Here is a 21,948-nt window from a genome sequence, read left to right as displayed (position 1 = left end):
AGCCTGCGCTGCAGGAACGAAACGGAGGCCTGCCCCGTCTCCAGAATAACGTCGACCGCCGCCGGAAGCAGCTCGTCGCCCTCGCCGGTGTCCTGCGCGGCTGCGCCGCTGTCGGGCTTGCCGCTCTGCTCGGCGCGCCGTTCGATCTGCTCCATGACCTCGGCGGAGTAGTCGCTCTGCGACTGGGCCTTGACCGCATTCACGACGGCCTGCACCTCTTCATCCGAGATGAAGCAGCCCTGCACGCGCTTCGGCTTGCCCTGTCCGAGCGGAGCAAAGAGCATATCGCCCTTGCCGACGAGCTTTTCCGCGCCCGGCGTGTCGAGAATGATGCGCGATTCCATGGCGGACGAGACCGCAAAGGCAATGCGCGACGGGATATTGGCCTTCATCAGGCCGGTGATGACGTCCGCGGACGGACGCTGGGTGGCAATGACGAGGTGGATGCCGGAAGCGCGGCCCATCTGCGCGATACGGCAGATCGACTCCTCGACCTCCTTGGCGGCCACGAGCATGAGGTCGGCCAACTCGTCGATCACAACGACGATCTGCGGCAGCTTCTGCCGCTCCGGGTCGCCTGCAATGGCTTTGTTATAGGAGTCGAGGTCGCGCACGCCCTCCTCGGACATCAGGCGGTAGCGGCGCATCATTTCCGTTACGGTCCACTGCAGGGCGCCTGCGGCCTTCTTCGGATCGGTGACGACCGGGATGAGCAGCTGCGGAATGCCGTTATACACGCCGAGCTCGACCATTTTCGGGTCGACCATGATGAGGCGCACCTCATCCGGCTTGGCCTTATACAGCAGCGAGACGATGAGCGTGTTCATGCACACGGACTTGCCGGAGCCGGTCGTACCGGCGATGAGCATGTGCGGCAGCTTGGCGATGTCGCCGACGATGCAGTTGCCGCTGATATCCTTGCCGACTGCGAACGAAATTTTGGACTTGCTGCTGCGGAAGGCCGGAGAATCGATGACCTCACGGGCGTAGACGGTGTTGACGATCTTGTTCGGCACCTCAATGCCAACGACGGAGACCTTATCGGGAATGGCCGAAATGCGCACACCGGCTGCGCCAAGCGCCAGCGCGATGTCGTCGGCCAGATTCGTGATCTTCGAGAGCTTCACGCCGCGGTCCAGCTCCAGCTCGTAGCGCGTGACGGACGGGCCGCGGATGACGTCGACGATGTGCGGCTCGATGCCGAAGCTCTTGAGCGTGTCGGCAAGGCGCTGGGAATTCTCGCGCATCTCGGACGTGGCGTCCACGCTGCCCTCGCGTCGCGGCGTCAGCAGGGAGACCGGCGGGAAGACATACTCCGCCTGCCCGGATTGCTCCGGCTGCGGGATGACAAGTTCCTCTGCGTCCTCCTGCTTTGCAGGCGCAGGACGGACCGCCGGCTCATTGTACTGCGGCGCGGGCGCTTCGTCCCACGGCGCGGCAGGCTCCTGCTCCGCGGCGGGCTCCGGCCGGTCCTCCGGCTCCTCCGGAAGCTCCTGCACCGGGACCGGCTCAAAAGCAGGCTCGGGAACAGGCTCCTCCGGGAGCGCTGCCTCCGGCACGACCGTCACGGGATGCTCTGCCGCGTGAAGCGGCTCCTCCGGGACATCGTCACAGGTCACAGAGACCGGTCTCGCAGCCGGGCGTTCCTCCTGCTGCTTTTCCAAATATTCATCCGGCGAGGGAACGCGGGACTTTTTCTTCCGCTTTTCCGCCTTTTCCAGCGGGGGATCGTCCACGGGCAGGTCAAATTCCGCCGCACGGCGCTTTTCCACGCGGGCGATATGGCGGTTGGCCACATGGTTGACGATGCGTTCGGCCGTGTCCTGCTCGGGCTCCGGCTCCTCGTCGGGCTTCTGCAGGCGCGGGCGGTTCTTGATAGCCGTGATGATGCTGTTGACCGTCATATTCATGATGGTGATGATCTGCACGAGCATCACAAGGATCAGGACGATATACGCGCCGACGACGGTGATTCCCGTCTTCAGCAGCATGGCCAGCAGACCGCCCAGCAGGCCGCCCGTCGTTCCGGCAATGCCGCCCTTGAACAGTGCGGGCACGACCTTCCACTCCCACACAAGGGCCTCGCCCTGAATGAGATGATACACTGCCGAGACAGTCAGAATGAGCGTGAACACGCTGACGATGCGCAGGCGCACCGGCTTGCCGCGGCTCGTAAACAGGATGACGACCGTGGCGATGAGGGCCAGCGGCAGTATGTAGCGCCCGGACTGTCCGAACAGGCCCGCGATAAGCGAGGCGAACGGCCTGATCAGAAAGGCAGTCGTGTTGAAGCAGCAGATAATGGAAAAGATCGCCAGAAAAATGCAGACGAGCGCCCAGATCTCGCGGCGGTTCTGCGTCTGGCGCTTCTGCGCGGCGGTCTGCTTTGCAGTCGGCTTTTTAACGGGTTGCGATTTCCTTGCCATGATTCCCCTCCGTTCAGGCATTGATAAGCGCCAGGATCAGCGCGATAACGGCTGCATCCCAACAATAATAGGAAAAAACACGCAGCTTTTCCCGGTGCAGCAGATATTTGAGATACTGCAGGGCAAAATATCCGGCCACGGTCGAGGCGACGAGCGCGACGAGCATCGGCAGCCACAGCGACGCGGAAAACGCCCCCACAACGACTGCACGCAGCAGGCGGTAGACGAATTCACACAGCGAAAAGCCGAGCGTCAGCATCGCCGTAAAGCGCAGGGCGAAATCCGTCCGCAGGTCTCGCAGACGGCAGACAGCCAGCGTCAGGCCGAGCGGCGACAGGCCGGGCAGCACGGCGGCCAGACGGGTCGCGCCTGCCAGCAGCGCATCCGGGAGCATGAGCGCGCGGGCATCCTTCTGTCCGCCGGGCCGTCCCGCAGCAAACAGGATAAGGCCGTTCAGGCAGAAGAACGCGGCGATGAGCGACAGGCGCGTGATGCGCTCTGCCGCTGCGCACCAGATCAGGCTCAGCAGACCGATCGGGAGAGCAAGCAGGCCCATCAGGACGGCGCGGCGGCGTGGAGACGGCTGCCGGGCGCGTTTTCCGCGCTGCGGGCGGCGCGCAAGCTCCCCGCAGGTCAGCTGCAGCTCTCCGGGGAAAGCCAGCACGAGCGCAGCGCTGAGCCCGAGCGTGATGGCCGCCCGGATGTACAGTCCCCCGCCCTGCGTGAGCGGCGAGAGCGCGAATGCGTCCTGCAGCACGGCCGCATGCCCGCTGAACGAGACCGGCAGCAGGCCGGTCAGCCCCGCGACAAGGCCATAGATCAATGCTTCCCAAATCTTCAAACCAAGAATCTCCTGTAATTTTGCTTTGAAGATTATTATAGCACAGGAATGTTAAAATTGCTACAGCTAGTCAAAAAAGTCCATCCGAAACTTTCAGCTGGACCGGTTTTTGACAGTCTGAATTGCTATCCCCTGTTCCCCTGTTTTCGGGAGATCATCCGGTGCAGGCACTCCAAGGCATCGTGCAGGCCGCCCAGGCGGTCAATGAGGCCGCTTTCCACGGCCTCACGCCCATAGACGATCGTACCGACGTCCGTGGCGATCTGCCCGGTCGCCATCATATAGTCCGAGAACTGCTCGCGCGTGATGCGGGAATTCGCCGTGACAAAATCCGTGATCTGCTCCTGAATACGCTGAAAATAGTGATAGGTCGCCGGTGCGCCGACCACGACGCCGCTCATGCGCACAGGGTGGATCATCATGCTGGCCGTCGGGACGATCATGCTCTTCTTGGCCGAAACAGCCAGCGGGATGCCGATGGAGTGCCCGCCGCCCAGCACGAGCGACACGGACGGCTTTCGCATCCCGGCGATCAGCTCCGCAATGGCAAGTCCCGCCTCGATGTCGCCGCCCACGGTGTTGAGCAGGAGCAGCAGGCCATCGATGTCCTCGCTCTCCTCGATCGTGGCCAGCAGCGGCAGCACATGCTCATATTTCGTTGTTTTGATCGTCTCTGGCTGTGCCTGATGGCCCTCGATCTGCCCGATGATCGTCAGGGTATAGATATTGCCGCGCTTTGTCTGCGTCAGCCCCGCGCCAAGCTCCTCCAGCCGCTCCTGCGGCCTGCTCTGTGTTTCGTCCATGCCGGTCCTCCCTGTTTTTTCTGCTCCTTAGTATGGTGGAACGGGAGGCAAATCATTCAAAGTGCTTGAAAAAACACGAAAAAATGTTATACTAGTCTAAAATGAAGCAAAGGAGCAATCACCATGGAATTTACTTATACGCCGCACGGCGTCTGCTCGCGCCAGATCCTGCTGGAGCTGGACGGCAATAAGGTCTCGAATGTTCGCTTTATCGGCGGCTGCAGCGGCAACACGCAGGGCGTCGCCCGGCTGGCAGAGGGCATGGATGTCGATGAGCTGATCTCCCGCCTGCAGGGCATCCGCTGCGGCTCGAAGCCCACGTCCTGCCCGGACCAGCTCGCCAAGGCGCTGCTGGCCGCCAAGGAGCAGCAGAACGGATAACAGAAAATACCAGCAGCGGCATGGCCGGTCCGGCCATGCCGCTGCTGTAATGATTGGGCAAATATGCGGATTTTCGCATGTGCTGCTGCAGGCTTAGCCTCATGCTTTGCACTCAATCATCGTAGCCCGAGATATACAGCTCTTCGTAAATGATGCGGTAGATGCGGTCACTTGCACGGCGCAGGTCATAGACGTAGTAGAAATACTCCTTGATGAGCCCGCCCCACCATTCCACCTGCCCCTCCGGGAAGAAATACTGCTCGACCGTGTAATTCTGCCCCAGCGTCTCAGCGGCCATGGTCAGAAGCGTCTCAGCCTCGAACGATGTTGCGCACATACCGAGGCAGTCGCGCACAAAGCCCGGATACTGCGACAGCGGCATGGTCTGCAGCGTGTTGAGGATCGAGAGAATGACCTCACGCTGGCGGCCGGTGCGCTTGCGGTCGCTGTCCGTGGCGCTGCTCTTGCGGATGCGGGCATAGGAAACCGCCGTTTTCCCGTCGAGCAGGCAGTCGCCGACATGGACGTTCGGATAATTGAAAAGATAGCGCGCCTCATCCTCGTCGATATTGACCGTCACGCCGCCGATCCGGTCGATGATCTGCGCGAGCTGTTCAAAATCCACGGCAATATAATCCGACACGTTCAAGTAATAGTTATAGTTCAGATTCTTGACGGCCATCGCCGCGCCGCCCCAGGTGTAGGAATAGGCCAGCTTGGAAAATGAGGCGAATTCCGGGATAAAAACATAGGAATCGCGCGCAAGCGAGATAAGCTTGATCTTCTGATGCACGCGGTCGAGCGCAACGAGCATGACGCTGTCGGACGAATCGACGCCGTCGAGGCCGAACAGCACGAACACCTGAATTTTGCTTGCATCGCTGCTGAGATAGCTGCTGCGCGGGGCCTTGCCCGTGTCGAGCTTGGCCAGTGCCTCGGCCGGGATATCATTATTGGACAGCAGGTAGCGATCGACCTCCGTGAAGGACGGCAGATCAGCCAACTGCTCCTCCAGACCGGACAACGCCTCAGAAAAACGCTCCTCGCGTTCCAGGCGGCCGTCGGCCTCCGTCGCCGTCTGGTGCAGGTCGCTGGCGGAGAGCGAATCGAAATCATCGTCCGTCGTCATTTTGCCGGTCAGATAATGGTCTGCATACAGCAGTCCGCCTGTCAGCACGAGCGCAACGAGCGCCAGAGCAAGGCCCCATGCGGCAAAGCCGCGGCGGCGCTTTTTCCGCAGCAGACCGGCGACGGCAAGCACGGCAGCCAGTCCGGCGGCTCCCACGCCGAACGGCAGGCCGCGGCGCAGCACCGTGATATCTCCTGCGGCAAGCGAGCCGCTGCGGTAGCCGAGCCAGATGCGCAGCAGGGCGGCAGCCAACAGCGCCAGCACGATGACGGCCAGGAAAAAGGCAGGCAGGCCCGCGCGCTTTTTCTTTCGTGCGGGACGGTGATAGCCCTCCTGTACGGGTCGATCCTCCATAAAACACGCTCCTTCCGGGAAGTACTTTTCTGCATTATATCACAGGAAGCGGCAGAAGGCCAGTACCGATACAAAAAAATAGCGGAGGAGAAGGCAAGCCTTCTCCCCCGCCGGAACTATGCGTCAGCAGCCGCAGCCACAGCCGCAGTTGTTGTTGGCTGCATTGGCGCAGCCGCCGTTATTCCCGCAGCAGCAGAACAGCAGGAGCAGGATGATGATCCACCAGCAGTTGCCGCCGAAGCAATTGGAATTGCAATTCATAGTCAGGAACCTCCCGTTTGGATTCTGAGCACTCGGCTCATTCCATGTTATGACGGCGGGCCGCAAAAGTGCGGGAGGCGGGACAAAAAACAAGAGCCGCTGCATCAGCAGCGGCTCTGGCTATGCAAGAAAACGGGAATCAATAGCCGCGACGCTTGTTCTTACGAGCAGCTTCGGACTTCTGCTTCCGCTTGAGGCTCGGGCTGACGTAATGCTCACGCTTCTTGACCTCAGCGATAACGCCATCCTTCTGGCAGCTGCGCTTGAAACGCTTCAGCGCGCTCTCCAGAGACTCGTTCTCCTTCACGCGAATTTCAGACATTGATTTCCCTCCCTCCGGTGCATCCGGCTCAATCCGGGATGCTTTCAGGGCCGATATAACGGCATCAATTATTATAGTCAATCGCAAGTCAAAAGTCAAGCGATCTCTACAATTTTTTTCAAACTTTTGCCGATTTCAAGCCGAGCGGCCGGATTCCATCACTTTACGATGAGGTTGACCAGCTTGTTTTTGACAACGATGCTCTTGCGCAGCGCGCCGCCGGTCTTCTCGAGGAAGCGGGCGATCTTTTCGTCGGCCAGCGCCGTCTGAACGACGGTCTCGTCGTCGAGGTCGGCTGCAACATGGATCGTGCCGCGCAGCTTGCCGTTGACCTGAACGGCCATGTCGATCTCCGCATCGCGGCACTTCGACTCGTCATACGCAGGCCAGGCCGAGACGGAGCAGATGCCCTCGAAGCCGTGCTGCTGCCAGATCTCGTCGCAGATGTGCGGCGCAAACGGGCTGAGCAGCTGCAGGAGCGTTTTGAGCTCGGCAGCGTTGCAGCCGTTGTCCGTCAGGGTGGACGTCAGCGTCATGAGCGCGGCCAGCGCGGTGTTGCCCTTGAGCGCATCGATGTCCGACGTGACCTTGCGGATCGTCTTGTGCAGGATGGACTCGTTCTTGGTAGAGTATGCCGTCTCGTGATCGGTGACGGTCTCGGCCAGATTCCATACCTTGTCGAGAAAGCGCTTGCAGCCCTTCACGGCGTTCGTCGACCAGGAGGCGGCCTTCTCGAAATCGCCGATGAAGATGATATAGGTGCGCATGGTGTCCGCACCGTATTCGGCGATGACATCCGTGGGGTTGATGACATTGCCGCGGGACTTCGACATCTTGATGCCGCCCTCGCCGAGGATCATGCCGTGGCTCGTGCGCTTGGCATAGGGTTCCTTCGTCGGCACGACGCCGATATCATAGAGGAACTTGTGCCAGAAGCGACTGTAGAGCAGATGGAGCGTCGTGTGCTCCATGCCGCCGTTGTACCAGTCGACCGGGCTCCAGTAGCGCAGAGCCTCCGGCGAAGCAAGGGCCTCGTCGTTGTGCGGATCCATATAGCGCAGATAGTACCACGAGGAACCGGCCCACTGCGGCATGGTGTCCGTTTCACGCTTGGCTGGGCCGCCGCAGCAGGGGCAGGTCGTGTTGACCCAGTCCGTGATGGCGGCAAGCGGAGACTGACCGTCGTCCGTCGGCTCGTAGCTCTCGACATCCGGCAGCTCCAGCGGCAGGTCCTTCTCATCGAGCGGGACGGTGCCGCACTTCGGGCAGTGGACGATGGGGATCGGCTCGCCCCAGTAACGCTGGCGGGAGAAGACCCAGTCGCGGAGCTTGAAGTTGACCTTCGCCTCGCCGATGTGCTTCTCCGTCAGGTATTCCGTGATGGCCTTCTTGGCGTCGGCGACGCTCATGCCGTCAAGGAAGCCGGAATTGACCATCACGCCGGTGGCGCAGTCCGTAAAGGCCGCCTCCTGCACGTTGCCGCCCTTGACGACCTCGATGATCTCGCAGCCGAACTTCTTCGCGAATTCCCAGTCGCGGTCGTCATGGGCCGGGACGGCCATGATCGCACCGGTTCCGTAGGTGGAGAGGACATAGTCCGAAATGAAGATGGGGATCTCCTTGCCGTTCACGGGGTTGATGCCCTTCACGCCGCCGAGCTGCACGCCGGTCTTCTCCTTCGTGAGCTCCGTGCGCTCAAAGTCGGACTTCGCGGCGGCTGCCTCCTGATAGGCCTTGACCTCGTCGGCATTCGTCAGGCGGTCCATCCAGCGCTCGAGCAGCGGATGCTCCGGCGAAAGGACCATGTACGTCGCGCCGAACAGCGTGTCCGGGCGGGTGGTGAACACGGTGATCTCATCGCCGAACGTCGAGCCGAAGCGGACCTCCGCGCCGGTGGAGCGTCCGATCCAGTTACGCTGCTGAATTTTGACGCGCTCGATAAAGTCGACGTCGTCCAGATCGTCGAGCAGGCGCTGGGCATAGCGCGTGATGCGCAGCATCCACTGACTCTTTTCCTTGCGGACGACCGGGCTGCCGCAGCGCTCACAGACGTTCTCTACGACTTCCTCGTTTGCCAGCACGCACTTGCAGGACGTGCACCAGTTCACGGGCATCTTGGCCTTGTAGGCAAGGCCGTTCTTATAGAGCTGCAGGAAGATCCACTGCGTCCACTTGAAATACTTCGGGTCCGTCGTGTTGATCTCGCGGTCCCAGTCGAAGCTGTAGCCGAGCGCCTGCAGCTGGCCGCGGAACGTGGCGATGTTATTCTTCGTCACGACGGCAGGATGGATGTGGTTCTTGATGGCGTAGTTCTCCGTCGGCAGGCCGAAGGCATCGTATCCCATGGGGAACAGCACGTTCTCGCCCTGCATGCGGTGCTTGCGCGCGATGACGTCCATGGCCGTATAGGGGCGGGCATGGCCGACGTGCAGACCGGCACCGGACGGGTACGGGAATTCGACCAGAGCATAGAATTTCTTCGCGTCGCTGCCGGTCCTGGCGGCATAGAGCTGCTTTTCATCCCAGATCTTATGCCATTTGGCCTCGATGGCGGTAAAATCGTACTTCATGTTTTTCCCTCTTTATTCTGCAAAATCAATGGGAACCGGCGTTGCGTCGTTCCACAGGCGTTCGAGATCATAGAAGGCGCGCGTCTCCTCCGTGAAGACATGCACGACGAGGCAGCCGAAGTCCAGCAGGACCCACGTTCCGCCGCGGTGGCCCTCCCGGTGCAGCAGCGGCTCGCCCAGCTCATCGGAAACGGCCGCCTCCACACTGTCGCACAGCGTCTTGACATGCGTGTTGGACGTGCCGGTACAGATCAGAAAATAGTCAGCAATGGACGTGACGTCCGTAACCTGCAGCAGGCGGATCTTCAGGCCCTTGCGGTCGTCGAGTGCCTTAGCGGCGCGCAGCGCCAGCTCCTTGGGTGTATACATGGGGTGTTCCTCCTTATTCTGCCGTCTCCGGCGCAGCGGTCGGCGCTTCCGTGGGTGCCTCAGTCGGGGCCTCCGTCGGCGCTTCCGTCGGGCCCTCGGTCGGCCCCTCCGTCGGGTCCTGCGTTTCGTCGGTTGGGCCCTCCGTCGGCTCCGTGGGATCTCCCGTCGGTTCCGTCGCCGTATCCTGCGTGGGCTCTGTCGGCTCCTGGCGCGGCTGCGTGCTCTTTGTCGGCGTTGTCGCCGTGGTATCACGGGTCACGGTTCCATCCCCGCGCTGAATATCCGTCTTCTGGCGGATGTTGATGTCATATTTGCCGTATTCCTCGGACGTGGGGTTGAAGTGCTCGTTCAGGATCTTCAGCACGCCGTCCGGGTCGAGCTGATAATAGTCGCCGCCCTTGATCTCCACGGCCTCGCCGGGCAGGGTCACGGTGTACATGGCGTTGAAATCGCACTGCATCAGCTCAGATCCGAGATAGATCAGGTTGCCAACGGTCAGGTCGGTGCGGACATAGGTCGCAAATAGCTCGGCATAGTCCTTCACCTTTGCCAGCGTCACGGACGAAGCCAGCTTCCGTGCCAACGCTCGCAGGAATTCCTGCTGCGTAGCCGCACGCTCAATGTCCATATCGGCAGCACCGCTGCGGTAGCGGCACAGCTGCAGCGCATGTGCACCGTCAAGCAGCTGATGTCCCGCCTTCAGGTCGACGTGGATGTTCTCGTCGTCATCGTCATACTGCAGGTCGGTCGGGATATCGAATTCCACGCCGCCGACCATGTCGATCGTCTTTTCAAAGCCCTGCAGATCAACCAGCACATAACCGTCGACTGCAATGGCAAGCGTCTCGCGGATCTTATCGGTCAGCGCACGGATACCGCGGTCACCCTGGCCCGCCGCACTGTAGACGGAATTGATCTTCGGAATGACGTAATTGCCGGTGATATAAGTGTCGCGCGGGATGCTCATCAGGCTGACGGTGTGCTCCTTTGTGTTGAGATTTGCGATCAGGAGCGTATCCGTGCGGGTGCTGTCGCCATCTGTGCCAACAAGCAGGATGTTGTAGATTCCCTCGTGGCCGGAGGCGTCCGGCACATCCATTTCGATGCTCTGGCCAGTCTGTGCGTCCGTCTCAACGCGGACGCTCGTGCCGCCGTCGGACTTTTTATTGCCGCCGGACGGAGCGACGGCCGTCGTGCGGCCGAGCAGCGCCAGACACATGGCGACAGAACCGAGAAACAGCGCGATGGAGGCCAGCAGCAGGATCAGGCCGCGCGTTTTGCCGTTCATGCCGCTGCGCGGCGCTTCGGCATCCGTGCGAGGCAGATCACGCGTCAGGTCCTCGTCTCTGACTTCCTCCCGGCGGGGCCGCGGCGCTTCGGCACGCGGCGCACGGGGTGCGGGAACGCTCTGCGCCGGCTGCGGGGCCGGCCGGCTCTGGGGCTGCTGTGCCGCCGGGCGCGCCTGCTGCGCAGGTCTTTGCTGCGGCTGCGCCGGAGCCTGATGCCGCTCCTGCGGCATGACCTGCGACAGCGGCGGGCGCTTCAGATATTGCTGCAGAAGCGGGATATCATTCTCTTCCGTCTCCGCACGGTGCTGTGCCGCCTCGCGGTTGGCATAATCACGCAGGAGCGGGATCTCCTCGTCATCCGCCTCGGGGCGCTGCACATCGGGCTGCACCGGCGCACTGCGGCGCTCGGCCTGCTTCCCGGCGACATAGCGCCCGCCGGAAGCGCCGCGGCTGCTGTTGCCGAATAGTTTCCTCATTCCGACTTCGTCCTTTCGCTTTTCAAAAAATCTCTGGCCGCTCTGGAATTCACGTCAATGGGCTGACCGGTTTCCGTCAGCAGATCGAGCGACATCTCAAGGCCCAGAAGGACCGCCTCATCCAGATCATGCTCCGCCAGAGCGCGGAGCCGTTCCACACCGGGGAAATCCCGGTTCGGCTCCATGTAATCGGCAAGATATAAGACCTTCTGCAGCAGCGTCATGTCCGGCCTGCCGGTCGTGTGCCAACAGATAGCCGACTGCACCGCCGCAGATTCCCCGAACACCGCCCCCGCGACCGCCGCGCCGCTCTTGGCGTGCAGCAGCTTGGGGTGACTGCGTTCGAATGTATCCAACATCATACCATATTTATCGCATAATTTCAACTGCTCCGGACCGGGAAGCGCCTTTGTCACATCGTGCAGCAGACCGGCACGCCGGGCCGGGCCGGGATCCTCCCCGAAGCGGGCGGCAAGCTCCGCCGCCGTATGGCTGCAGCCAAGTACATGCGGCACGCGCTTCGGGTCGTGCAGCGGCAGGGCGATGCGGGCCAGCGCATCGAGCGGCAGGCCGCGAAGGTCGCTGCGCGTGTGATAAAGCCCCTGCATGCAGACGGCGTCATAGACCGCAGGCTCGAGATAGTCCTCCCCGCAGCGGAAGGCCAGCATGGCGCGGGCGATGGTGGAGGAATAGGGCAGAAAGTCATTTTCCACCAGCACGACGTCCGCCCCGAAGCGGTCGCGCAGCTGCTGCGCCGCTTCCCGAAGCGTTCTGCCGTCGTCCTTTCCGCGATGTGCGACTGCCAGCGAAGCGAGCTTTGCAATGCGCTCCGGCGCATGCCACTGCGCAAATGTCAGCAGCATGTCCGTCCCCATCAGAAACCAGAGGTGGTCGTTGGGATACTGCCGGTGCAGCTCCTCGAGTGTATCGGCCGTGTAGCTTGCGCCGCTGCGGTGCAGCTCCAGATCGCTGACCTCCGCAAACGGAAGGTCCTGCGCGGCCAGCCTTGTCAGCTCCAGACGCGTGTGGGCGTCCGGTGACCCGGCGGCCAGCGCCTTATGGGGCGGCAGCGCCGCCGGCATCAGAATGACGCGGTCCAGCCCAAGTCTGCGCTGGAACTCCGCTGCAGCCAGCAGATGGCCGCGATGCGGCGGGTTGAAGCTCCCGCCGAATATACCGATATTTGCCATGTGCGGCGCTCCCCTTTCCGATGATTTATGTTATTCCTCGCGGCTCTTCCGGCGCTCGATGGCGGCCTGAATGGCAGCCTGCCGGAAATACTCATTGCGGCGCTCGCGCTCCTCGCGTGCCTGCCGGCGGCGCTCCTGCGCGCCGCGGCGGACGGGGTTCGACTTGCGCTTTTTCAGCTCGCGCGCCTGCCGTGCGGCCTCCTGTGCCTTCTTCTCCGAGCGGCGGTAGATCACGAATTTCGAGCCGACGCACTGCACGCCGTCTGCACCGAGCGCTTCGCACAGCGCATCGCAGACCTCGCGTGCGGACAGGAGCGCCGCCTCGAGCACGCGGCCCTTGACAAGCTCACGAGCCTCAAGCTGCCGGGCGGCCTCGGACAGAACGTTCTCCGTCACGCCGCCCTTGCCCACCATCAGGGTGGTGTCCAGATCATTTGCCTGTGCGCGCAGATCGGCGCGCTGTTTGCTGGTCAGCATAATTCCTTCTCCTTTTTCGTACCGAACGCCTTCTCCACAAAGGCACGCAGCGCCCGGGCGCGGTGGGATACCTGATTTTTCTGCTCCGGGGCCAGTTCTGCGAACGTGCACCCGGCATCCTCCGCAAAGAACACCGGATCATAGCCGAAGCCGCCGTTTCCGTGGCGCTCGAACAGGATGTGTCCCGGACACTCGCCGCGCGCGACGATCTCCTTGCCGTCCGGCGTGACGAGGGTGATAACGCTGACGAATTTTGCCGTCCGCTTCCCCTCCGGAACGTTTTCGAGCTTTTTCAGCAGATAGTTGATGCGGTCGGAATCGCTGATGCAGTCCGGTCCGCCGTAGCGCGCGGAATAAACGCCCGGCTCCCCGTTCAGCGCGTCGACCATCAGGCCGGAGTCGTCCGCCACGGCGGGCAGACCGCAGGCCTGCATCACAGCCACAGCCTTGATGCGGGAATTCTCCTCAAACGTTGTGCCGGTCTCCTCCGGCTCGACATGCACACCCGCCTCACGCTGCGAGACGACGTCCAGCCCGTAGGCAGACAGGATCGCGCGCAGCTCGGCGATCTTGTGGGCGTTGTTGCTTGCCATAACGACCTTCATGTCGGGCACCTCCTTAAATCAGCGCGTCGACGAACGCGCGCGGCTCAAACGGCATCAGGTCGTCCATCTGTTCGCCGACACCGATGAGCTTCACAGGGATCTGCAGCGCGTCCGCCACGGCGATGACGATGCCGCCCTTGGCCGTGCCGTCGAGCTTTGTCAGGGCGATGGCCGTAACACCGGCGATCTCCTTGAACTGCTTGGCCTGCAGCAGGCCGTTCTGGCCCGTCGTGCCGTCGAGCACGAGCAGGACCTCTTTGTCTGCGTTCGGCAGCTCGCGGTCAATGATGCGGGAAATTTTGCCGAGCTCGTTCATCAGGTTGGCCTTGTTGTGCAGGCGTCCTGCCGTGTCGCACAGGATGACGTCGCTGCCTCGCGCCTTGGCGGCGGAAATGGCGTCGAACACCACGGCGGCGGGGTCCGCGCCCTCGTGCTGGCGGACGATGTCTACATTGGCGCGTCCGGCCCAAATTTCGAGCTGATCGGCAGCCGCGGCGCGGAACGTATCGGCCGCGCACAGCAGCACACGCTTGCCCTCACCGGAGAGGCGGTGAGCCAGCTTGCCGATGGTCGTCGTCTTGCCGACGCCGTTGACGCCGATGACAAGCACGACGGACGGGCGCGTGCCGAGCTTCAGGCTCGTGTCGCCGACGTTCAGCATGTCCACAAGGATATCCTTCAGGGCATCGTGAATTTCTTCCGCTGTGCGGAGCTTGCGCTCCTTCACGACGGTGCGGAGCTGCTCGACGGCCTTGCAGGACGTTTCCACGCCGATGTCGGCGAGGATCATGCTCTCCTCAAGCTCCTCGTAAAATTCTTCGTTTGCGCCGCTGAACGAGGCGAAGATACCGCCGAGCGTGTTGGCCATGGCGGCGCGCGTCTTTTTCAGTCCGTTTTTGATTTTTTCAAAAAATCCCATTTACTTGATCTCCTCCGAAATTCCGAGCTGATGCTCCATTTGATTCAGGTCCAGATGCAGGATGCGGGAAATGCCCTGCTCCTGCATGGTCACGCCATAGAGCACGTCGGCGGCCTCCATGGTGCCGCGGCGGTGCGTGATGACGATAAACTGCGTTTTCCCGCTGAAGCCGCGCAGGTAGCCCGCGAAGCGTTCGACATTCCGGTCGTCCAGCGCGGCGTCGATCTCGTCGAGCATGCAGAACGGCGTCGGCCGCACCTTCAGAATGGCAAAATACAGCGCGATTGCGACAAAGGCCTTCTCACCGCCGGACAGCAGCGTGATGGTCTTGAGCTGCTTGCCGGGCGGCTGCACACGAATTTCAATGCCGCACGTCAGCGGCTGCGAGCGGTCCTCCAGCTCGAGTGAGGCCTTGCCGCCGCCGAACATCTCCGTGAATGTCTGGCCGAAATAGGTGTTGATGCGGCCGAATTCCGTGACGAAAATATCGGTCATCTGGCCGGTGATATCGCCGATGATGCCCTCGAGGTCGCGCTTGGACGTCAGCACGTCGTCGCGCTGGCCGCAGAGGTATTCATACCGCTCGTTCACGCGGGCAAATTCGTCGATGGCGCCGAGGTTCGGCGTGCCGAGGCCGGAGATCTTCCTGCGGAGCTCCGCGGCGCGCTTCGTTCCGGCAGCCGTGCTCTCCAGCTCCGCCGCAGCGGCGGGCGCGCTTGAGCGCGTCAGCTCATAGGTATCCCACAGCCGGTCGAGAATTTGCTTTTCCTCCAGCTCGGCAGCATTTTTGCGCGACTCCAGACGGGCGCTCTCGCGCTCCATGTTCAGGATATCGCGGTTTTTCTCCTGTACTTCCTTTTCCGTGGCCGTTTTGCGCGCTTCGACCTTCGCACGCTCGGCAAGCGCGGCCTGCAGCTCTTCCTGCCTGGCCTGCGCCGCGGCGTCCTGCCCGGCCAGCTTGTCCTGCTCGGCCTGCAGCGTCTTTTCCAGCTCAGCGGCCTCCTGCGTATAGCGGTCGATGAGCTGCAGCTTCTGCTCGCGGTCGCCGCGCATGGCATGCTCCAGCCCGCGCAGCTGCTCGGCGGAGCTCTTCGCCGTGGTACGCTCGGCCTCCAGTCTGGCCGCCTCCATGCGCAGCGCCGTCAGGCACTCCGAAAGGCGGCTGCTCTGCTCCGAAGCAACGCTCTGGCCGTCCGAAACGACGGAAAGCTCCTGCTCAGCCTCCTCCAGTGCCTTCTGCAGGTCGGCAACGGCCTTCTGCAGCGCCGCGCGGCGGCCGCTGTCGGCGCCGATCCGCTTTTCGAGCAGCTCCTGCTCGCGCTGCGAGCCGGTGATCGCGTCCGTCAGGGCCTGCACAAGAACGTGGTGCTGCTTTTCCTCGCCCTGCAGGCGCAGAGCGGCGTCTTCGGCCGTGCGGAGGTCCGTCTCCGCGTTCGTCAGGTCATAATTCGCCTGCTCCAGCAGGCGCTGCGCTTCCTTCTGCTCTCCGCGGAGCTTGTCCAGCGCGGCGGCGGCCTCCTTCTGCTGGGCCTGCAGACGCTCGATCTCGTTGGCGCGCGACAGGATACCCGCACTGCGGGAGACGGAGCCGCCCGTCATGGAGCCGCCTGCATTCAGGACCTGCCCGTCCAGTGTGACGATGCGGAAGCGGTGGCCGAATTGGTTGGCAATGGAAATGGCCGCGTCAAGGTCCTGCGCCACGACCGTGCGGCCGAGCAGATTCAGGATGATCTCGCGATAGCGCGGCTCACACGAGACAAGGTCGGAGGCTACGCCGCAGAAACCGGCGCAGCGCTCGATGCCGCTCTCGTTCAGCGGCCGGCCGTGGATGACAGACAGCGGCAGGAACGTGGCGCGGCCGTTGTCCGAGCGTTTCAGATATTGGATGGCAGCCTTGGCGCAGCCCTCGTCCTCCACGACGATATTCTGCATGGCGCTGCCGAGCGCGACCTCGATGGCAACGGTGTAGCTGTCCTGTGTGCGCAGCAGCATGGACACCGCGCCATGGATGCCGCGGAGCTTGCCGCGTCGGCTCTCCTGCATGACGGTGCGGACAGCGCGGGAATAGCCCTCCAGCTCACGCTCCATCTCCTGAAAGAGCTTCAGGCGGGAGCTGACCGTGTCGAGCCGGACACCGGCGTCCGTGGCCTGCTTCTGCAGGGCCTCGCTCCGCTCCGCTCGGGTGCGGCTGCGCAAACGGTAGCCGTTGATGCGGTTCTGCGCGGCCGTGATATCGGCCTGCGCTTTGGAGAGCTGCTTCTGTGCGGTCTCGAGCGCGCGCTGTGCCTCTGCACAGCGGCTCTGCGCCGCCTGCAGATCCTGTGCCAGCTGGGTCTGCCGCTCCGTGCTCTGGGCAAGACTCTCTTCCACGGCGGTCAGGTCCGCGCCGCGAGCGGAGAGCTCCTCGCGCTTCCGGCCCTGCAGATCGCGCAGGGTGAGATAGCGCTTTGTCATGCCGTCGGCGGAGTCCGCCAGTCTGCGGCCCTCCTCCTCGGCCTGCTTCTGCTTTTCGGCCAGCGCGGCGGTCTGCGTGTCGATCTCGCCCATGCGCTGCTCCAGTGCTTCGATCTGCGCGGAGATGCTGCCGCTGCGGCTGTCCTGATCCTCCAGCTCGTGCTGCACGCGCTTCAGGTTGCTCTGCGCGTTGCCGCGGTTCGTCTCCAGCACGGCGATCCGGCTGCGCTGCTCCTGCGAGGCGGCCTCCGCCTGCCGGATCGCATCACGGATCTGATCCGTCTGCAGGTCGCGGTTGTGGAGGTCGAACGTCAGGGATTCCGATGTGACATACAGCTTGTCCAGCGCGTCGTGCTCCTGCTGCAGGATGAAGGCGGCGGAATGATAGTCCTCCTCGGCCTTGCGCGCCGTGGCGCTCAGGCGCTCGAGCGACTGCAGCCACAGCGCGACCTCAAGGCCCTTGAGCTCCTCACGGTAGGTCAGGTAGCGCTTTGCCTTTTCCGCCTGATCGCGCAGCGGGCCGACCTGCAGCTCCAGCTCCGAGATCTTGTCGCCGATGCGGGTCAGATTGTCCTGCGTCGTGGCGAGGCGGCGCTCCGTTTCCTCCTTGCGGTGGCGGTATTTCGAGATACCGGCAGCCTCCTCGAAAATTTCGCGGCGGTCCGTGCTCTTGAGGGACAGAATTTCGTCGATGCGTCCCTGGCTGATGTTGGAATAGCCGTCGCGGCCGAGACCGGTATCCATGAACAGCTCGTTGACATCACGCAGACGCACGCTCTGCTTGTTGATGTAGTATTCGCTCTCGCCGGAGCGGTAATACCGGCGTGTGACCATCAGCTCGTCGGCGTCATAATGCAGGGCGCGGTCGCTGTTGTCCAGCACGAGCGTCGCTTCGGCAAAGCCGACGGGGGCGCGCTTCTCCGTGCCGCCGAAAATGACATCCTCCATCTTCTGGCCGCGCAGCGAGCGGGAATTCTGCTCGCCCATGACCCAGCGGATGGCATCTGAGATATTGGATTTTCCGCTGCCGTTCGGCCCGACGATGGCGGTGATATCATGGCCAAATCCCACGACCGTCTTGTCCGGGAAGGATTTGAAGCCCTGAATGACTAGCTGTTTCAGATACATATGGACAGATTGCTCCTATTGTATTTCAATGTCTGATTATACCATTGCGCCCCGAAAATTGCAAGACCGGGATTTCACCCCTGCAGGCGGTGCGGCATAGGATGACGCGGAGGTGATCGGAATGCTGCCGATCTTTCGGGGCGCCGCCACGGCGCTCCTCACCCCGTTCCGGCCGGACGGGAGCATCGATCTTCCGGCATGGGACCGCCTGCTTGAGCGGCAGCTGGATGCCGGGATCGCGGCGCTCGTTGTCTGCGGCACGACCGGCGAGGCTGCGACCCTGACGCAGGACGAGAGGCTGACACTCCTGCGCCGCGCAAAGCAGGCTGCCTGCGGCCATTGTCCCGTTATCATGGGCGTCGGGACGAACTGCACGGCCGGTTCCGTGGAGAATGCAGAGCTTGCGGCACAGAACGGCGCGGATGCGCTGCTGGCCGTCACGCCCTACTATAATAAAGGGACACAAGCAGGCCTGCTTGCGCACTATACCGCGATCGCGGACGCGTCTCCCCTGCCGCTCGTGCTCTATAATGTTCCGTCGCGCACCGGCGTCGACCTCCTGCCGGAGACGGTGCGGGCGCTCGCCCGCCATCCGCATATTGCAGGCATCAAGGAAGCCTGCGGCAGCATCAGCCGAGCCGCACAGCTGCTGGGCCGGTGCGGTCTACCGGTTTGGAGCGGCAACGACGACCAGACGGCCGCGATCATGGCGCTCGGCGGCAGCGGCGTGATCTCCGTGGTGTCGAACGTCGCGCCGGAGGCCGTCGTTGCCATGACGGATGCCTGCCTTGCCGGAGATTTCCGCGAAGGCGCGCGCCGCCAGCTGGAGCTGCTGCCGCTGTGCGAGGCGCTGTTCTGCGTCGTGAACCCCATCCCGGTCAAGGCCGCCATGGAGGAGCTTGGCCTGTGCAGCGGGACGCTCCGCCTGCCGCTGTCGCCGCTGGAGGAGCCGCACCGCAGCCGCCTGCGGGCAGTGCTGCGGGGGTATGGGCTCCTCTCATAAGAGTATCCCCGTGCAGCACCGGGACTGCTTCCTGCGCGGCATGAAAATGCTCCCCCTATGTGACGGTGTCTTTCATCGTCTCATAGAGGGAGCATATCACTTCACCAGCTCCGAAGCTTTTTCTTTAAGCGCGCGGGTGGTATTTTTCATAGACGCTCTTGAGCGTCTTTTTCACGACCTGCGCATAGACCTGCGTGGAGGAGATATCGCTGTGGCCGAGCATCTCCTGCAGGGAATGCAGGTCCGCGCCGTTTTCGAGCAGATGGGCCGCAAAGCTGTGGCGCAGCGTATGCGGCGTGATCTCCTTGTCGATCTGCGCGGTCTGCTGATAGTGCTTGATGATCTTCCAAAAGCCCTGTCTGGAAATGCGGCCGCCGTTCAGGTTGACGAACAGGGCCTGCTCGTCCGGCTCGGCGATCATATTCGGCCGGATATCCGTCACATAGGCCGTCAGGGCACGGATGGCCGCCGGGTAGATCGGGATGATGCGGGGCTTCCCATTCCCGATGCAGCGGACAAAGCCGCCCGCCAGACTGACGTCCGAAACATTCAGCGCGATCATCTCGCTGACGCGCATGCCGGTGGCATAGAGCGTCTCGAGCATGGCCTTGTCGCGATAGCCCTTCATATCCGTGCACTTCGGCTGCTCGAGCAGCAGCTCGACCTCGCGGCCGGTTAAAATCTGAGGAAGGCGCTTTTCCGCCTTCTGCTGCGGGATATCGTGCACAGGAGACTGCGCGACCGCGCCGGTGGAGACGCAGTAGCCATAGAAGCTCTTGAGCGACGCCACACACCGGGAGACCGTTGCGGGCGACTTGCCGATGCTCGTCAGATGGCGCACATAGGCACAGACCGTCTCCTGCGTGCACGCCTCCAGCGCAGGGCCGTCCGTCTGCTCCAGATAGGTGGTGAATTGCCGCACATCGCGCAGATAGGAAGCGACCGTATTGTCCGATGCGTGCCTGATATTCATAAGGTAGGATTCATATGCAGCCACGAGCTTCCCCATCTTGCGTTCCCTCTCGCCAGCAAAAAACTATGCCGCAGCGGCCCGGCGCATACAGGAGGCAACCGGAGCGTTCTGCAAACATTTCTGGTAGTGTAGAATATAATAGCGCATATTTTCCCGGATTTCAATCCTTTCCGGCCCGGAGAGGAAAACTTTGTATATTATGCTCAAGAATTATGTTAACAATATTATGTTAACCAATGCAACGGAGACATTGTAATTCAGCGGCTCATCTGCATATTCCACCAGATGTTGTATTCATTATCTGCATATTCACCACATGCTGTGTTTTGCATATTTGCAAGTTCTCCTGCATTTACCCGTTTTCGATTTATGCATAGCGGCGCTTTTTCCGGCGCCCGGCCCCGAGCAGAGCGCCGAGCAGCCCCGCACCGGCCAGCGGCAGCAGGACCGGCAGTGCTTCCCCGTAATGTACGCCGAAGAACAGCAGGTTCCCCAGCAGCAAAAACAGCGCATAGCCGCCTGCCGCCCCAAGCCCGCAAAGCAGCTTCCGCCGTCCGCTGTGCAGGGCTGCGATCAGCGCACCGAGAAAGGCGACCAGCCCCGCGATCACGCCCGCGGCGACCGGCAGACTGCTTTCCGGCAGCTTCCCGCCCAGGATCAGGCGCGCAGCCAATGCGGCCAGCGCCAGCGTTGCCAGCGGCATGGCCGCCGCCAGCTGCAGCGGCAGCCAATTCCGTTTTTTCCTTCCCTGTTTTCCACCCATGGCGATCCCCTCTCCCATTGTTCTGTTCCAGCCTATGCCGTCACGCAGAAAAAAAGACCCGCCGTCCGGTTTGCCGGGCAGCGGGCTTGCAGAAGGATCACTTGCGAACGAAGGACATGCAGTCCGTGCACTGCTTCATCGTGGGATCGGACTCGTGGGTGCCGACCTGGATGCGCTCGAGCGAGCAGTAGTTTTCGTCGCTGCAGTGGTTCCGGCACTGGGTAACGGAGCACTGGATGCAATGGTTGGCATGGCAATCACAGCTCATGAACGGTTCCTCCTTTGCTTGATTTCGAGCCTAGTTTGCGCCGCTCCGCCGGGAAAAATCATGGAAATTCCATCCATTTTCAAATTGACAGCCCCGGAAAATTCGCTATAATGAAGAGCAGAGGTTCAGGAAGAACTGCAAGGAGGTTATTTACACTATGATCAAGGTCGCACCGTCCATTTTGTCCGCGGATTTTGTCAATCTGGAGCGAGATATCCGCTCTCTGCCCGCCGCAGGAGCCGATTATGTCCACGTCGACGTCATGGACGGCATGTTTGTTCCGAATATCACCATCGGCATCCCGGTCGTCGCTGCCATTTCGCGCATCGCCCCCCTGCCGCTGGATGTCCATCTGATGATCGAGCGGCCCATCCGCTATGTTGACGCGTTCTGTAAGGCCGGAAGCAGCATCCTCACGCTCCATGTTGAGGCCGACACGCAGGAAAACACGCTCGAGGCCCTGCGCCGCATCCGGGAAAACGGTGTGCGCGCTGCCATTTCCGTCAAGCCGAACACCCCTGCAGAGGCCGTGCTGCCGTTCCTGCCGCTGTGCGATCTCATCCTTGTGATGACAGTCGAGCCGGGCTTTGGCGGACAGTCGTTCCTGCACAGTACCATGCCGAAGCTGCATCAGCTCCGCCAGTGGATCGACGAGCAGAACCCAGCCTGCGAGCTGGAGGTTGACGGCGGCGTCAATGTGGAGACGGCAAAGATCTGCCGCGATAACGGCGCGAACGTCCTCGTCGCGGGCAGCGCCTATTTCAAGGCCGCCGACCCCGCAGCCTTTGTCCGCGCGGTAAAGGCCTGACGCAGCATAAAAGCCTCCCGGCCGAAGGCAAAGGAAATCGTCAGGGTTTCCTCAGTTTGTGCAAAAAGCCTCGCAGAGTTTGCGCTCGCAAGCGCAAAGAAAATGGAAATCATTTTCTCCGGCGGCGTGTACGTCGGAG

21 protein-coding genes are annotated in these 21,948 nt (G+C 62.2%); 3 read left to right on the top strand and 18 right to left on the bottom strand.

All coding sequences use genetic code 11. The annotated features are described in order from the left end of the window. From WMO66_RS06460 to WMO66_RS06450, 3 genes are all read right to left on the bottom strand, one after another. Positions 1–2,426 (bottom strand): FtsK/SpoIIIE family DNA translocase (locus tag WMO66_RS06460; RefSeq protein WP_349135576.1); only part of this gene is annotated, 2,426 nt, incomplete at its 3' end. Positions 2,427–2,439: 13 nt separating this feature from the next. Then, positions 2,440–3,267, bottom strand: coding sequence for an undecaprenyl-diphosphate phosphatase (locus WMO66_RS06455; RefSeq protein WP_349135575.1), 828 nt, complete (start codon positions 3,265–3,267; stop codon positions 2,440–2,442). A 125-nt stretch (positions 3,268–3,392) separates the two neighbouring features. Then, entirely contained in the window at positions 3,393–4,070 is a 678-nt protein-coding gene (locus tag WMO66_RS06450) for a ClpP family protease (RefSeq protein ID WP_349135574.1), read from the bottom strand. 123 nt (positions 4,071–4,193) lie between these two features. On the opposite strand from WMO66_RS06450, the gene WMO66_RS06445 reads away from it, so the two are divergent. Continuing rightward, positions 4,194–4,451, top strand: coding sequence for a TIGR03905 family TSCPD domain-containing protein (locus tag WMO66_RS06445; RefSeq protein ID WP_349135573.1), 258 nt, complete (start codon positions 4,194–4,196; stop codon positions 4,449–4,451). A 112-nt stretch (positions 4,452–4,563) separates the two neighbouring features. Here WMO66_RS06445 and WMO66_RS06440 read toward each other — a convergent pair whose 3' ends face one another. The 11 genes from WMO66_RS06440 to smc all read right to left on the bottom strand — a co-directional run bounded on the left by WMO66_RS06440 (position 4,564) and on the right by smc (position 17,994). After that, a complete protein-coding gene (locus WMO66_RS06440; RefSeq protein WP_349135572.1) occupies positions 4,564–5,934 on the bottom strand; it encodes an LCP family protein in 1,371 nt (456 codons plus the stop codon). A gap of 123 nt (positions 5,935–6,057) precedes the next feature. After that, on the bottom strand, positions 6,058–6,195 hold the full coding sequence (locus tag WMO66_RS06435) for a hypothetical protein (RefSeq protein ID WP_349135571.1): 138 nt from the start codon (positions 6,193–6,195) through the stop codon (positions 6,058–6,060). 139 nt (positions 6,196–6,334) lie between these two features. Beyond that, entirely contained in the window at positions 6,335–6,517 is a 183-nt protein-coding gene (gene rpsU, locus WMO66_RS06430) for a 30S ribosomal protein S21 (RefSeq protein WP_349135570.1), read from the bottom strand. A gap of 158 nt (positions 6,518–6,675) precedes the next feature. Further along, a complete protein-coding gene (leuS, locus tag WMO66_RS06425) occupies positions 6,676–9,087 on the bottom strand; it encodes a leucine--tRNA ligase (protein ID WP_349135569.1) in 2,412 nt (803 codons plus the stop codon). Between the two features lie 12 nt (positions 9,088–9,099). Then, entirely contained in the window at positions 9,100–9,456 is a 357-nt protein-coding gene (rsfS, locus tag WMO66_RS06420) for a ribosome silencing factor (RefSeq protein WP_349135568.1), read from the bottom strand. Between the two features lie 13 nt (positions 9,457–9,469). After that, positions 9,470–11,221: an LCP family glycopolymer transferase gene (locus WMO66_RS06415; RefSeq protein WP_349135567.1), complete on the bottom strand. Its 1,752-nt coding sequence runs from the start codon at positions 11,219–11,221 to the stop codon at positions 9,470–9,472. Next, positions 11,218–12,411, bottom strand: a complete 1,194-nt coding sequence (gene nadD / locus WMO66_RS06410; protein ID WP_349135565.1) for a nicotinate (nicotinamide) nucleotide adenylyltransferase — start codon at positions 12,409–12,411, stop codon at positions 11,218–11,220. Before nadD ends, WMO66_RS06415 begins: the two co-directional genes overlap by 4 nt. Before the next feature lie 30 nt (positions 12,412–12,441). After that, the gene (locus WMO66_RS06405; RefSeq protein WP_349135563.1) at positions 12,442–12,888 is read right to left on the bottom strand and encodes a YhbY family RNA-binding protein; all 447 of its coding nucleotides are present in this window, start codon (positions 12,886–12,888) and stop codon (positions 12,442–12,444) included. Beyond that, on the bottom strand, positions 12,882–13,493 hold the full coding sequence (gene rdgB / locus WMO66_RS06400) for an RdgB/HAM1 family non-canonical purine NTP pyrophosphatase (protein ID WP_349135562.1): 612 nt from the start codon (positions 13,491–13,493) through the stop codon (positions 12,882–12,884). The genes WMO66_RS06405 and rdgB overlap by 7 nt, the downstream gene beginning before the upstream one ends. A 13-nt stretch (positions 13,494–13,506) precedes the next feature. After that, positions 13,507–14,412, bottom strand: coding sequence for a signal recognition particle-docking protein FtsY (gene ftsY / locus WMO66_RS06395; RefSeq protein WP_349135561.1), 906 nt, complete (start codon positions 14,410–14,412; stop codon positions 13,507–13,509). Further along, positions 14,413–17,994, bottom strand: a complete 3,582-nt coding sequence (gene smc / locus WMO66_RS06390; RefSeq protein ID WP_349135560.1) for a chromosome segregation protein SMC — start codon at positions 17,992–17,994, stop codon at positions 14,413–14,415. A 121-nt stretch (positions 17,995–18,115) separates the two neighbouring features. Here smc and dapA point away from each other — a divergent pair, with 121 nt between their 5' ends. After that, positions 18,116–18,997 carry a 4-hydroxy-tetrahydrodipicolinate synthase gene (gene dapA, locus WMO66_RS06385; RefSeq protein WP_349135559.1) on the top strand — a complete coding sequence of 294 codons (882 nt, stop codon included), beginning with the start codon at positions 18,116–18,118 and terminating at the stop codon, positions 18,995–18,997. A gap of 124 nt (positions 18,998–19,121) precedes the next feature. Here dapA and xerD read toward each other — a convergent pair whose 3' ends face one another. The 3 genes from xerD to WMO66_RS06370 all read right to left on the bottom strand — a co-directional run bounded on the left by xerD (position 19,122) and on the right by WMO66_RS06370 (position 21,001). After that, complete coding sequence (gene xerD, locus WMO66_RS06380) at positions 19,122–20,006, bottom strand: site-specific tyrosine recombinase XerD (RefSeq protein ID WP_349135558.1); 885 nt, start codon at positions 20,004–20,006, stop codon at positions 19,122–19,124. Between the two features lie 331 nt (positions 20,007–20,337). Beyond that, positions 20,338–20,733 (bottom strand): TIGR04086 family membrane protein, encoded by a 396-nt coding sequence (locus WMO66_RS06375; RefSeq protein ID WP_349135557.1) that lies wholly within the window; start codon positions 20,731–20,733, stop codon positions 20,338–20,340. 97 nt (positions 20,734–20,830) lie between these two features. Beyond that, positions 20,831–21,001: a DUF1540 domain-containing protein gene (locus WMO66_RS06370; RefSeq protein ID WP_349135556.1), complete on the bottom strand. Its 171-nt coding sequence runs from the start codon at positions 20,999–21,001 to the stop codon at positions 20,831–20,833. A 157-nt stretch (positions 21,002–21,158) separates the two neighbouring features. On the opposite strand from WMO66_RS06370, the gene rpe reads away from it, so the two are divergent. Next, entirely contained in the window at positions 21,159–21,809 is a 651-nt protein-coding gene (gene rpe, locus WMO66_RS06365) for a ribulose-phosphate 3-epimerase (protein ID WP_349135555.1), read from the top strand. Here the strand turns inward: rpe and WMO66_RS06360 are convergent. After that, positions 21,758–21,948 (bottom strand): hypothetical protein (locus tag WMO66_RS06360; RefSeq protein WP_349135554.1); only part of this gene is annotated, 191 nt, incomplete at its 5' end. The genes rpe and WMO66_RS06360 overlap by 52 nt on opposite strands.

Origin of the sequence: Faecousia intestinalis (assembly GCF_040096185.1) — a bacterium.
Classification (GTDB): domain Bacteria; phylum Bacillota; class Clostridia; order Oscillospirales; family Oscillospiraceae; genus JAZOXB01.
The sequence above is the reverse complement of the archived record's forward strand: the minus strand, read 5'-3'. Positions and strand labels throughout refer to the sequence as shown.

What these genes read in the sequence shown, in the direction of transcription:
- WMO66_RS06450 (WP_349135574.1), bottom strand. Translation starts at nt 4,070, where the DNA reads ATGGACGAAACACAGAGCAGGCCGCAGGAGCGGCTGGAGGAGCTTGGC.
- WMO66_RS06445 (WP_349135573.1), top strand. Translation starts at nt 4,194, where the DNA reads ATGGAATTTACTTATACGCCGCACGGCGTCTGCTCGCGCCAGATCCTG.
- WMO66_RS06440 (WP_349135572.1), bottom strand. Translation starts at nt 5,934, where the DNA reads ATGGAGGATCGACCCGTACAGGAGGGCTATCACCGTCCCGCACGAAAG.
- WMO66_RS06435 (WP_349135571.1), bottom strand. Translation starts at nt 6,195, where the DNA reads ATGAATTGCAATTCCAATTGCTTCGGCGGCAACTGCTGGTGGATCATC.
- rpsU (WP_349135570.1), bottom strand. Translation starts at nt 6,517, where the DNA reads ATGTCTGAAATTCGCGTGAAGGAGAACGAGTCTCTGGAGAGCGCGCTG.
- leuS (WP_349135569.1), bottom strand. Translation starts at nt 9,087, where the DNA reads ATGAAGTACGATTTTACCGCCATCGAGGCCAAATGGCATAAGATCTGG.
- rsfS (WP_349135568.1), bottom strand. Translation starts at nt 9,456, where the DNA reads ATGTATACACCCAAGGAGCTGGCGCTGCGCGCCGCTAAGGCACTCGAC.
- WMO66_RS06415 (WP_349135567.1), bottom strand. Translation starts at nt 11,221, where the DNA reads ATGAGGAAACTATTCGGCAACAGCAGCCGCGGCGCTTCCGGCGGGCGC.
- nadD (WP_349135565.1), bottom strand. Translation starts at nt 12,411, where the DNA reads ATGGCAAATATCGGTATATTCGGCGGGAGCTTCAACCCGCCGCATCGC.
- WMO66_RS06405 (WP_349135563.1), bottom strand. Translation starts at nt 12,888, where the DNA reads ATGCTGACCAGCAAACAGCGCGCCGATCTGCGCGCACAGGCAAATGAT.
- rdgB (WP_349135562.1), bottom strand. Translation starts at nt 13,493, where the DNA reads ATGAAGGTCGTTATGGCAAGCAACAACGCCCACAAGATCGCCGAGCTG.
- ftsY (WP_349135561.1), bottom strand. Translation starts at nt 14,412, where the DNA reads ATGGGATTTTTTGAAAAAATCAAAAACGGACTGAAAAAGACGCGCGCC.
- smc (WP_349135560.1), bottom strand. Translation starts at nt 17,994, where the DNA reads ATGTATCTGAAACAGCTAGTCATTCAGGGCTTCAAATCCTTCCCGGAC.
- dapA (WP_349135559.1), top strand. Translation starts at nt 18,116, where the DNA reads ATGCTGCCGATCTTTCGGGGCGCCGCCACGGCGCTCCTCACCCCGTTC.
- xerD (WP_349135558.1), bottom strand. Translation starts at nt 20,006, where the DNA reads ATGGGGAAGCTCGTGGCTGCATATGAATCCTACCTTATGAATATCAGG.
- WMO66_RS06375 (WP_349135557.1), bottom strand. Translation starts at nt 20,733, where the DNA reads ATGGGTGGAAAACAGGGAAGGAAAAAACGGAATTGGCTGCCGCTGCAG.
- WMO66_RS06370 (WP_349135556.1), bottom strand. Translation starts at nt 21,001, where the DNA reads ATGAGCTGTGATTGCCATGCCAACCATTGCATCCAGTGCTCCGTTACC.
- rpe (WP_349135555.1), top strand. Translation starts at nt 21,159, where the DNA reads ATGATCAAGGTCGCACCGTCCATTTTGTCCGCGGATTTTGTCAATCTG.